Annotated in this window: 8 protein-coding genes; 2 read left to right on the top strand and 6 right to left on the bottom strand. The window is 43.3% G+C overall.

Going from position 1 to position 12612, the window contains the following annotated elements:
* Nucleotides 1-167: 167 nt before the first annotated feature.
* Together ACT8YW_RS10070 and ACT8YW_RS10075 are read left to right on the top strand one after the other, a co-directional pair.
* A complete protein-coding gene (locus ACT8YW_RS10070) occupies nucleotides 168-1652 on the top strand; it encodes a sulfatase (RefSeq protein ID WP_444104827.1) in 1485 nt (494 codons plus the stop codon).
* Between the two features lie 275 nt (nucleotides 1653-1927).
* Nucleotides 1928-2194 carry a hypothetical protein gene (locus tag ACT8YW_RS10075; protein WP_004299920.1) on the top strand — a complete coding sequence of 89 codons (267 nt, stop codon included), beginning with the start codon at nucleotides 1928-1930 and terminating at the stop codon, nucleotides 2192-2194.
* Between the two features lie 121 nt (nucleotides 2195-2315).
* On the opposite strand, the gene ACT8YW_RS10080 is transcribed toward ACT8YW_RS10075, so the two are convergent.
* From ACT8YW_RS10080 to ACT8YW_RS10105, 6 genes are all read right to left on the bottom strand, one after another.
* Nucleotides 2316-3887, bottom strand: a complete 1572-nt coding sequence (locus ACT8YW_RS10080) for a LamG-like jellyroll fold domain-containing protein (protein WP_444104828.1) — start codon at nucleotides 3885-3887, stop codon at nucleotides 2316-2318.
* A 36-nt stretch (nucleotides 3888-3923) separates the two neighbouring features.
* Nucleotides 3924-5852, bottom strand: coding sequence for a RagB/SusD family nutrient uptake outer membrane protein (locus tag ACT8YW_RS10085; protein ID WP_444104829.1), 1929 nt, complete (start codon nucleotides 5850-5852; stop codon nucleotides 3924-3926).
* Between the two features lie 13 nt (nucleotides 5853-5865).
* Nucleotides 5866-9111 (bottom strand): SusC/RagA family TonB-linked outer membrane protein, encoded by a 3246-nt coding sequence (locus tag ACT8YW_RS10090; RefSeq protein ID WP_444104830.1) that lies wholly within the window; start codon nucleotides 9109-9111, stop codon nucleotides 5866-5868.
* 36 nt (nucleotides 9112-9147) lie between these two features.
* Nucleotides 9148-10539: a glycoside hydrolase family 76 protein gene (locus tag ACT8YW_RS10095; RefSeq protein ID WP_186925827.1), complete on the bottom strand. Its 1392-nt coding sequence runs from the start codon at nucleotides 10537-10539 to the stop codon at nucleotides 9148-9150.
* Nucleotides 10540-10553: 14 nt separating this feature from the next.
* Nucleotides 10554-11801 carry a SusE domain-containing protein gene (locus ACT8YW_RS10100; protein WP_186925826.1) on the bottom strand — a complete coding sequence of 416 codons (1248 nt, stop codon included), beginning with the start codon at nucleotides 11799-11801 and terminating at the stop codon, nucleotides 10554-10556.
* A gap of 18 nt (nucleotides 11802-11819) precedes the next feature.
* Nucleotides 11820-12612 (bottom strand): LamG-like jellyroll fold domain-containing protein (locus ACT8YW_RS10105; RefSeq protein WP_444104831.1); only part of this gene is annotated, 793 nt, incomplete at its 5' end.

Raw genomic sequence — 12612 nt, forward strand, 5'->3', positions numbered from 1 at the left:
CCTTTTTGTAGTGCTCGAACTTATCTTTAACCGAATCTATCGCATTACCAGATATTATTAATTTTAATGCATATTCCATAGAATAAAATGCCCCCCATAAATAAAAAAACATTATTACCCTTGCATTTGTGCCACTCGCAGCAACCAATCTGCAAGCACAAAGCAATATGCAAATAGAACACGCGGACAAACGTCCGAATATCATTCTCTTTATGGTAGACGATATGGGATGGCAGGATACTTCACTCCCATTCTGGACACAGAAAACACACTATAACGAATTGTACGAGACTCCCAATATGGAGCGGTTAGCCAAACAGGGAATGATGTTTACTCAAGCGTATGCCAACAGTATCAGTTCTCCTACCCGGTGCAGCCTCATCACCGGAACAAACGCCGCACGCCACCGAGTAACTAACTGGACACTGCAAAAGAATACAATGACAGACCGTAAAGATAGCATTCTGGCAGTCCCTGACTGGAATTACAATGGAGTAAGTCAAGTGTCCGGCACTAATCATACTTTCGTAGGAACCTCCTTCGTGCAACTGCTAAAGAACAGCGGTTATCACACTATACATTGTGGGAAAGCCCATTTCGGAGCGATAGATACTCCAGGGGAAGATCCGCATCATTGGGGATTCGAGGTAAATATTGCCGGACATGCGGCCGGTGGACTTGCCAGTTACCTGGGAGAAGAGAACTACGGACATACCAAAGATGGGAAAGCGGTATCACTGATGTCTGTTCCCGGATTAGAGAAATATTGGGGAACGGAAACCTTTGTAACTGAAGCATTGACGTTGGAAGCCATTAAAGCACTAGATAAAGCGAAAAAGTATAATCAGCCTTTCTATTTGTATATGTCGCAATATGCCATCCACATTCCTTTGAACAAAGATATGCGCTTCTATGAGAAGTACAAGAAAAAAGGAATGACAGACCATGAAGCTGCTTATGCCACACTGATTGAAGGAATGGATAAAAGTTTAGGTGATTTAATGAACTGGCTGGAAAAAAATGGAGAAGCCAACAACACTATTATCATTTTTATGAGTGATAACGGAGGACTTGCATCCGAATCCGGATGGCGTGACGGCAAACTGCATACACAGAATTATCCATTGAACAGTGGTAAAGGTTCGACTTATGAAGGCGGTATCCGTGAACCGATGATTGTCAGTTGGCCGAGAGTAGTAGCTCCGGGAAGCAAATGCAACAACTACTTGTTGATAGAAGACTTCTACCCTACTATTCTTGAAATGGCAGGTGTCAAGAACTACCAGACAGTTCAACCGATAGACGGTATCAGTTTCATCCCTCTGCTGAAACAGACAGGCAACCCGGCCAAGGGTCGGAGTCTTTTCTGGAATATGCCTAACAACTGGGGAAATGACGGTCCCGGAATCAACTTTAATTGTGCCGTTCGAAACGGTGACTGGAAATTGATTTATTACTATGGAACAGGAAAGAAAGAGTTATTCAACATACCTGATGATATAGGAGAAAGCAACGACCTTAGTGCACAGCATCCGGACATCGTGAAGAAACTTTCTAAAGAGCTGGGCAACTTTCTAAGAAAAGTAGATGCACAACGGCCGACTTTCAAAGCGACAGGTAAACCTTGTCCCTGGCCGGATGAAATCAAGTAGATAGATTACCTAAATAAAAGAATGGTGGCGGGGAGTGTGGAATAACTCCACACTCCCCGCCACAGTTTCCACACACTCCACACATACTTCCCCACTATCCTAATTGGCATCATCTTCCTCATTCCCTTATTTATCAATCACTTATCATACATTTTCTAATTTTGGCACGCGCTTTGATCTTTAATTAGACGTTAGCGAAAACGCAATAACCGATTCCTTAACACAAAGGTAGAGAATTGAAAACATATGTCTAATAATCATTAAAGCAAACGATTATGAAAAAATTAGTATTAGTAGTAGCAATGTTTATGTTTGTTTGTGGTGGTTCATTCCTTGTAAAGGCTCAGAGTTCTGCAGAAGCTGTGACAGCCCCGACAGAAATCAATGCAACAGTTGTCAATGATACAGTAGTAAAAGATACTGTAACTAAAGAAGACGCGCCTGCAAAGGCATCACTGGTTGCACTCGCCGCCAACGTCAATGATACAGTTGTCACAGACACTACATCAAAAGACAAACCGGCTGAGCCTGTCAAGGAATAACCTTGCCAACAACATGCAGGACATAGTCTGCCGAAGAATAGTAAGCACACTACCAAAAAAGCCATCCCCTACTTTCGTCTATTCCGGGGGATGGCTTTTTTATTATCCTATCTTCTTACAGTTATTCTGTAGGAGTACTTGTTTCCAATATCGGATCTGTTTTCCAACTCGAAACAATATTTGCCGCCTCTGCTTCGAAGCTCTTTCCTGCCAAGGACACAAATGTCTTGGTATTACCATTTCCATTATTGAATAACCAATTAGCTACCATTCCATCCTTATCCTCACTCAACAACTTGCCGCTCTGCTCGGAGATCTGTTGCTCCGACAAGGCTTTTGTCCAAATACGGGCATAACTGATAGCTCCGTTCAACCGGCGTTTACCATCAGACTGGCCGATGTAGAAATCAGAAGTAAGATTAATCTCTTTCAAATCATCCGGTGTACCGTTTGATAATTGAAGCGTTTCTCTGACACCATTTACATACAATGCAATCCGTTCGCTTCCGCTCTTACTATTATCCAATACCACAGCCACATCATACCACTTATTGGTTTCTATCTTGGTAGAACCTTCATAGCGAATACTACCTTTATCATCTGCAGCAAGCTGAAGGAAACGTTCTTCATCATTGCTTCCTCCCTTATGCACGTCGACACGCAGCAAGAATTTCTTCTCTATACCCATCACCGTATTAATCCGGGCATTTCCATTGTCATTGCCATTCAACGACTCAATATTGAAACGAGCCTCAAATGTGATCGTACTCAAATTCTTTAGCGATTCATCTGCCGTACCATTATATTCAAACGGTACTTTAAAGTAATTACCGCTACCCAGGTTCGCTACTTTATCTGCCTGCACCACCATAACAGTGAGACTTAATTCCTGTTCCGCTTCGTCTCTGACAACCACAGTGGTAATACCTGCCTTTTTACCTATTAAATTGAAACGAGTGTCATCCACCTGCTGAATAGCTACAACTTCTTCATTCTCCGCTGTCAGACTATAACCTCCGTTTCCTTTCTCTACCGTAATCATGATCTTATTATTGACTCCAACTCTCGGCGTTAAATTAGAAACATCAATAGAGATCGGATTTACCGTCACCTGAACCACTGCCTGTTTTCCTTTATGATCTGTAAAAGTCACCGTTGTATGTCCGTTCTTCAAACCTGTCAAAGTATAGAAAGGACGGAATTGGTCGGTATTGACCAGGCTGACAATTGTCTCATCCTCCACTTCATAAGATAATTCATCATTACTGGAAAAATTTCCCATGCTGACAATCAACTGCTTTTCATCAGCGACTTCCAATATTACCTCCGTCTGATTCACTTCCAGTTCAAATATACCTACATTCACAGAGATATTGGCAACCACTCCTTCTCCATCCATTACCTCAATGGTAGTGGCTCCATTCTGCGAACCACTTTTCACTGTTATCAATTCACCGGAAACCGTAGCCGTTGCAATAGCTGTGTTGAAACTTCTTACGGTATAGTTTCCGTTTCCAACCACTACATTCACTTTGGCTTCTTCATTCTGCCCGATACGTATTACCGGTTTGTTCACAATCAACTCTATCAAGTCTTGAGCTACCTCGTTATCATCATCGTCATCACAACCCGTAACAGCAAACGATAATACCGACAAAAGCAACAGACACATATATGTATAGATTCGTTTCATCTGATTTTCTTTTTAAAGTTATACATTCCTACCGGTTTACCATCCGGGATTTTGTTCAATGGTCGGTGTCTTCTGCAACTCACTCTGGCGAATCGGGAATAGATAATGCTGAATAGAGAAGGTACGTTCTTCCACGCAGAAACGTTCCATTCTATATTTCACACCATCAACCGTTATAGCTCCATTCTCATCCTGCACCGGACGCATCCCGTTAATCATTCGCTGGCAACGGGGCAACGCACCGTTATTGGCAGCCCAGTATTTTTGTGTACGTTTTGAGTTGTCGCTTCCGCTGGATTTCCAAAGGCTTTCTTTCGCCAACTCTTCCTTGCTTGTTGGTTCAAGATACAAACGGCATGTCCACGGACGTTTTCCTTCGTAAAAGAGTTCCACACGACGTTCACGTTGAATATATTCACGCATCAACTGCTGATTGGTCTTTACTTCCGGCGGCATCGGTTTCATAAATGAACGTTCGCGAACCGTATTCACCAGTTTATAAGCCTCATCGATATCCTCTCCCAGTTCATTACAAGCCTCTGCATAGATATAGATAAATTCCGGAAGACGCCAGATGGCAGGTGCGTTAATGCTGAAGTTACCGGATTTATTCCAGGATTCCTGTTGAAATTTACGCAGATAATAACCGGTAGTAGTCGCATTGGTAGCACCGATCTTATCGGAACCGCTTGCTGTATTAATCGTTTTCGATTCGTTCTTATTGTTACGATAAGGAGCTCCATGATAAATAACATCCCGATAGAAACGCGGGTCACGAGTACCTTTCACATACGGGTTAGCATCGTCATAGCCACCTTTACGGGCTTCTGCCGAATACACGGGATAGCCATAATCACCTACGATATATTCATATTCATCCACTTGTTCCTGCACCGGTTGCTGACGGGAGCTTCCCTCGCGACTGGGCGGATAAATATCACCCTGCCATGCCTGATCCTTACTCTTCGTCATGAAAAATACATACTCATTGGCAAATGCATCCATATCATAGAACATATCCCACAAGCGGGCATACACACGGCTGTCGTTCAGATTACCATCAGCCGGATCTTTGAAATCATCCGCACCATGTTTCGTATAGAGAGAATAACGCTTGGTGCCACCGACTTCGAAATCCAAAACTGCTTTAGCCGCTTCTTTTGCCTTTCTCCAACGGGTAGCATCATAAGCGTACTCATTTTCGAATACACGGCGCAGGTTATATCCGTATTGAGAAGCACCATTCCACAACGGAGTAGCCGCTACCCAGCGAACAAAAGAGATCAGTCCCAGACAAGCTCCCTTGTCTACACGTCCAAAGTTTTCGGAGGTCTTCACATATTTGTTAGGCACCATGCCATAAGCTGTCTGCGCATCCGTTACTATCTTCTCTACCATCGAGTGAACAGATTCTTTCTTAAAGTCCATATTATCTCCGGCATTAATCACACGGTCAATATAAGGAGCCTCACCATACATACGCAACAACAGCATGTGGAAATAACCACGCATGAAATACATTTCACCGATACGGTTACGAAGATCACCATCCTGCTGGGGGTTATCGGGCGTATTATACTTCTGCACATTTTCTATAATCAGGTTCGCTTTACGGATTCCTTCATAAAGAGCTTCCCAATATTGCCCTACACTGCCGGGCAAAGAATTCGGATTCCAGGCACCGTTATTAAAGTTATTCGTTATGTTTCCTTCTACATTAGTTCCTTCACACTCATCCGTAATAGCACTGTTACTGAAATGTTCGAAGAATACCAGCGGACGGTCTGCTTTCTTTGCAGCTGCGTATACATCGGAGACTAGTCCGTTCACCTTTTCGTAACGGGCAAAAACGTCCGCTTCCGTAATATTATCATCATCGTCCCGGTCCAGGTAATCACTACACGAAGTGAAGAACAACGGCAGGACACATAAAGCAATTGCTGAAAATCTATATAACTTTTTCATATTTCTATCTTGTTTAGAATGTTATATCAATACCAAAATTGAATACCTTTTGAATAGGATACCATGAAGCTCCGTCTCCTGACTTCGTCTCCGGATCTATATCCACATCACCCAGTTTATCAAAAGTCAACAGATTCAAACCTTGTACATAGATACGTGCCTGTTGCACATGGATTTTACGTAATAAATTGGGCGATACATTGTAACCAATTTCCACGTTCTTCAGACGCAGGTAGGAAGCATCATACAAAAACAAACTGCTGTTTCCATTCTTGTTGTTATCATGTGTTCCATAATGCAATGCTGGATATTTGGCAGTGGCAGCCGTCTCCGGTGTCCATCGGTCGAGATGCATTTTCTTCACACGTCCGATTTTATCCTGTTCAAACTGCGGGAAGTCAAATACGGCAGCCCCATTCAACAGAATAGAACTTTTGGTCGCTCCCTGCAATAACACACTAAAATCAAAGTTCTTATATTGGAAACCGAAAGGAATACCGAACATCAATTCCGGACTACGCGGATTTCCCATTGCCGTACGGTCTTCATCATCAATCACCCCATTGCGGTCCAAATCTTTGTAGACAACATCCCCCGGAATCAATTGTCCCCAAGGCTGATAACCGATCTTGTTCAGACGATCGGCTTCTTCCTGATCGGCTACAAAATGGTCGAACACATAGACGAAGTTTTCGTATAGACGTTTACCGGTTTCCTTGCGCCAAGAATTCTTGCGGGCAACTTCCGCTTTATATTCCAGACGGTTGCGGGAGAAAGTCAGGTTCGGACGGATATAGTAACGGAAATCTTTCCCGATCTTATCGTTCCAACTCAATTCGATGTCCACACCGCGGTTGCTCACTTCACCCAAATTCTGCAAAGCAGCATCCTTACCTACAATGTCCGGATATCCCATGATACCGTCACCGTTCATATCGGTAATAATGTCAAAGCGATATTCGTAAAATGCGTCTACTGTCAATGCCAACCGTTGGTTCAAGGTAGTAAAGTCGATACCGACATTCAGTTTACGAGCTTTTTCCCAAGTCAGATTCGCATTAGCCAGATTACCTTCGGAAGTTCCGCCTACATTCGTGCCGAAGTTATTACCGAAATCGTAACCGCTACCACCACCGTAGAAAGCCAAATAAGGGAAACGGCTGCTGACATTGTCACTACCTACCAAACCATAGGAAGCTCTTACTTTCAGAAAGTCAATCCAAGAAGCCTTCTTCATAAAATCCTCTTCAGAAACTACCCAACCGACTGAAGCTGCGGGAAAGAATCCGTAACGTTTGCCCGGAGCAAAGTTTTCGGAACCATTGTAACCGAAGTTAAATTCCATCAGATACTTCTGATTGTAATAGTAAGCAAAACGTCCGGTAATGCCCTGACTATGATAGGCCAGTTCATTGTTGACAGTACGGTTGCCACGGTTTGCCAATAACATGGCTGTCAGTTCGTGACGGTCGTTGAACAAACGGTTGTAATCCACACGTGCCTGTATATAAGTACGTCCGTCGGAAGCATTATGACTGAATCCGTTGCCGATAGTCTGGTCAATATCATATTTGTTACCCGTTTTGTAAGCACCCGTATAGTGTCCGCCTGCCATATAAGCATCCGAACCTTCGATCGGCATAAACGTGGCATATTTCGGATATTCACGATAACCGTCTTTGTAAGTATCTAGTTTGCGGTTAATCCAGCGTCCTTCGGAAGCGTCATAAGAGAACATCACTTCTGCCTTTAATCCTTTCGTCAGGAATCCCATATCCAGGTTCATGGCAAAACTACCATTCAGATAAGTGTTCTTTTCATTCAGATAACCGGTACGGCTCAATTCACCCAAGATGTTATAGCGATAGATGTTATCTCCATAAAGCATTCCACGAGGATTCTGCTGAATATATTCCTCATTTTGAGGATGTGAGTTTTCCTCTACCAGGATAGGCAGATAAGGGGGCTGTGTAGCACAGATTGTCATCAGGCGACCGGCAGTCGTACCCGGTGCATTACGGTCGGTAATACGGGCCCCCAAATCCAAACGGGTACTCAAATAACGATTAATGTTGATATCGATGTTCGAACGGAAGTTGTAACGGGTGAACTTGGTTTGCGAGTCATATTCACCGGCATTCGAATATTTGTAGTTACCGCCTTGTGAAAAGTAATTGGCCAATACATAATAACGTACCTTGTCCGTACCTCCACGAATGGAGAGGCTGACATCTTCCTGCAAACCGGGTTTGAAGGCAAAATCATAATAATCCCAGTCATATCCCAAACCATCGGAGTTGTCTCCTTTCGCACGGCGGAAATTGTCAATCGCCTGTTGAGAGAAAAGGTTCAAACTGCTGATGTCTGCGCCCGTCATCTTGGCATCGTTCAATCTGGCTTCATTATATAAAGTTGCATAATCGGCAGAGCCTAAATATTCGGGGAAACCGATCGGCTGGTTAATACCGATAGAGGCTTTCAGGTTCACGGTTGCCTTTTCCGCTGCCTTACCACGTTTGGTAGTAATAACGATTACACCATTTGCACCACGGATACCATAAGCGGCAGTGGCGGAAGCATCTTTCAGGATAGTGAATGTTTCAATTTCATCCGGTGCGAGGTAACTCATGTCACGTTCAATTCCATCGACAATGACAATGGCACTCTGATTACCGTAAGTTGCTTTACCACGGATAAACAATTCACTTTGGTCAACTCCCGGCTCACCACCTGCATACTGGTTTACAATCAAACCCGGCAAACGTCCGGCAAGCGCATTGTTGATATTGGCAGTAGGACTCTGCGTCAAATCTTTCGTTGTGATGGTAGCTACAGAACCGATCATGGTTTCTTTACGTTGTTTGGTATAACCAACCACAACCACTTCCTGCAATGCTTTCGTATCTTCCTGCAATAAGACAGTCAGTTCTTTCTTCGCACCGGGAACAATTTCCTGCGGCTGGTAACCCAGGTAAGAAAACACCAACGGAGCTTCCGCATAAGGCAGTTTCAATGTAAACTTACCATCCATATCCGTAATCGTACCTGCATTGGTCACTCCTTTCACGACAACAGACACACCGATCAACGGGTCATTTGTCGTCTTGTCCAATACCGTACCCGACACTGTTATTTTATTGCTTTGTGTGGCCTGCACCTTTGCCATTCTTCCCGTTTGCGCCACACCCTGCAAAGGTATACCTGCAAGAAGAGTGCAAGAAACAGCCACCAGACAAATATTTCTTTTTATATGTATCATCTTTCTTTTCGATTTTCTATGTGTAATAAATCAATCTTATTCCTCTGCTTTCTTACCGAAATCCGGTCCGACCCAGTTGGGCTTTTCAGTAGCCTTACCCTGCACCCAGTCTTCATAGCGGGCACGGATTTCAATCATGGTCGCTCCCGGAACTTCCGCATTCAGTTCTATCGTCAGCCGGTCTTTATTATCATTACGATTACCAAATTCCGGAGCTTTGGCCCAATCATATTCCCAAACGTAATATCCTTCGGGATGAGCCAACGTCCAAAGCACATCAGAACAGCTGCGCAATGCAGCGATAAACTTATTCTTGGTCTTTTCCGGATAAAGGCTGTTAGTCGGCTGTTTCACCATATCCAGGAAGTAACGGACAAATATTCCACGGAATAAAAGATTATCTCCCGAATTTCCTTCACCACTGAATACCGGATAGTTGGAATCCATTTTCTTATTCACTTGGTAAGAGCCGAAAGCAACCGCATTACGAAGATATTCCTCCTCACCGGTAGCATTGTACAATTCCAGGGCAGCCGCCATAAATGTTCCCTGATTATAAGACAAGGCTACTTTATCAGGATCTCCCGGTGTACCGTCATCTTTAATACTCAAATTATCATATACCTGTCCGGTGGAAATATCACACAGATAAGCCGTCATCCAGTTGTATACCTCTTTGGCGAAGTTCAGGTAATAAGCAGCCTGCTCTTCCCAACCGTCTTTAGCCTCCTTAACGGTAAGCTGATACAACTTCATAGCCAACAGGCAACCGGGACCATTAGAGCAAGACATACGCGAAGCCGGCGCATCCGTTTTCCATGCCATTCCTCCTGCCCCTTTGTAGTCATTCTTCGCTCCCTTGATATGATTCCACATCTTCATCAACGCACTGTAGTAATCCTGATCGCCAGTCAACTCGTATACCCGCAGGGAAGCTAGTGCCATCCATTCCATATCATCATAGAAGTTATTCCAAAAATCCTTGCCACCATAACCGCAATGCTCATTCCAGTCATCAAAAGCCGGCAGGAAAGGTTTCATGATGTTTTCATACAAATAAGTCTGATATTCGGGATTGTTCGCATGGCGGATATAAGCATCGGTGATAACATCCAATGCATGTCCCTGTGACCAACCACCGCTACCGCCTGTACTTGTTGGTTCTCCGGTTTCCGGTGTATTCGGTTTTTCCCAATAGATGCTTCCGCAAAAGGTATTCCGTCCACTGGCATTCTCATAGAAATATTTGATATATGTTCCTGTACTTTTGTCGGCTGCATCCGTCCAGTTCACATCCGACACATATTCGCCGGATGAGTTACCTTTGTAGATGTCTCCCAAATCGCCATCGTCACAAGCTGCGAATATTGCCAGTGCACCGCTTAACAGCAAAACTCTTTTTGATAATGATACTATATAGTTCTTCATATTATTATTCAGTTTTAATCTTCATTCGTTTCCGAAGCTACCCAACGGTGGGTGTACGTTCCAAACTCTGCATTGAAATAAAGGGTTACATCGGTTTTCACCGTAGCATAATATACATTTCCCTGTATAGCACCCCACTGCAGTAATTCGTCGCAGAAACGGAAACTATAATCCCAGGCATCAGTACCCAATGCTAATTGATATAGATTATAATAACTCTTATCGGTATCTAAATTAGGCTGTCCCTTATCTCTTTCCTTATGTCCCCAACGGTAAGTCGTTCCGTTGATCTCCATCTTAAAGCTATGACGGGTTTCACCGCTTCCTGCCCAATCCTCTTTTTGCTTACGTGCTGTATAATTCTTCACGCCCCATTTGCCATATCCCAGATAGTCGAAGTTTTGTCTGTACCCTCCAGACTGGTTATAAAGATATACGGCTCCTATCTCATCATAACTGATGGTTTGTTCACCCATATTGATAGTAATACGATAAATACCCGATTGAGGGACAGTCACCGTATATTCTTCACCATCGTTACGTTCACGCAGCACTCCATTATCGTCTACATAATAATAACACTTACGACCTTCGACAGTAGACATAAAGACAAACGGCTGGTTGGCTTTCAACTGAGTGAAAGTCTGATAGATTCCTTCATTCTGACGGAGCATTTGTTGTGCTTCCGCTTCATCACCATCATCTTCCGTACCCACACCCGTGATGTAAACCGGGTCATTTTCAGCAGGCATATCATCGATGCCATCCATCATGAAGATCACGAAATAGCCTTCCAGACTACTAAGAGCCTGATCCAATCCGCAATAAGCACGCACCTTCCAACGCAGTGTACCGTTGGTATTGCAACGGAATTTAGCCAGTTTACCTATTGTATTTGCCTGATAATGGGTCAAAGTCAACTGTGATTCCAAACCGTTATTGTCAGAAAAAATCGTTTCTACCGGTTTGGTAAAGTCTCCCCCGATCGTATCAATCAATACTTCATAACGATATACTGTATTTCCGTGTTTCTCGGTAGGCGTCCATTTCAGAACAATATCCGTCAACGAAGCACCCGAAAGTACTACCCGCTCGCCACTAGCCATTGCATCCATTGTTCTAACAGGTTCAGGCGGAACAATCGGTTCATAATCATCCGGATCAAATCCCGGATTCAGTTTATTGTCACAAGCCGTCAGTCCGATAAGAAAAAACAGCAGGGCAAATTTGATTAGTTTTTTTGTTATCATATTGTTTCTCATATTATTATATTCCTAGTTTTAGTATGAATGAGGACATTCAATTGGTTCAAAGCGGCTCTTATCTCCATTATAAGTTGCAGGAAGTTCCGCTCCCCAGGCTGGTTTATTTTCGTTTATATTTTGCAGACAAACTTGCGCATCCAGTCCGTTACCGCCATTTCCCCAGTTCTCAAAAACGGTAGTGCCTCCAATACCTTTCGAAAATACCCAATATCCCATCAAATCAGGATATTTTTCCGCATCAAGTATTTTACACATATTCGTTTTTATTTCACTTTCGTCCAAAGCTCTTTTCCACATTCGTGCCTGGTAGACTTTGCAATATCCTACCCGATATGAATCTCCGGAACGTCCTATCAACAACGCCTTATCATTTCCACCCACATCCGTCAGATTTAAAGACGAGTTGGGAGCACAATCCTCATAGGAATTATCGGCAGGAGTCAACGTTTCTCTTTCTCCGTTGATATACATTTTATACGCCTCTTTGGTGCTTGATTTCGTTCCATCATATACAATAGCGACATGATACCATTTACCCGGAGTTTTACGTCCACCCTCTGGATTATCGCAAGGAATAGTTTGCTGACTACGGAAACGAGGATCATCTTTACCATTAATTTTAGTAGCTATTTCAAAACGAGGATTCTCATTTTTATTTTCCGCGCGAAACAAGAAAACACTTTCCAAACCTATAAACGATTGCATAGAACGAGTATAAGTCGGATAGAAAACAATCTCAAAAGTAAGCTGATTCAAACTTTTCACCTCCGGATGTGACTCTGCAGACTTTTTAATATCAATTTTGAAA

This window comes from Bacteroides sp., assembly GCF_052357945.1.
Taxonomy (GTDB): domain Bacteria; phylum Bacteroidota; class Bacteroidia; order Bacteroidales; family Bacteroidaceae; genus Bacteroides.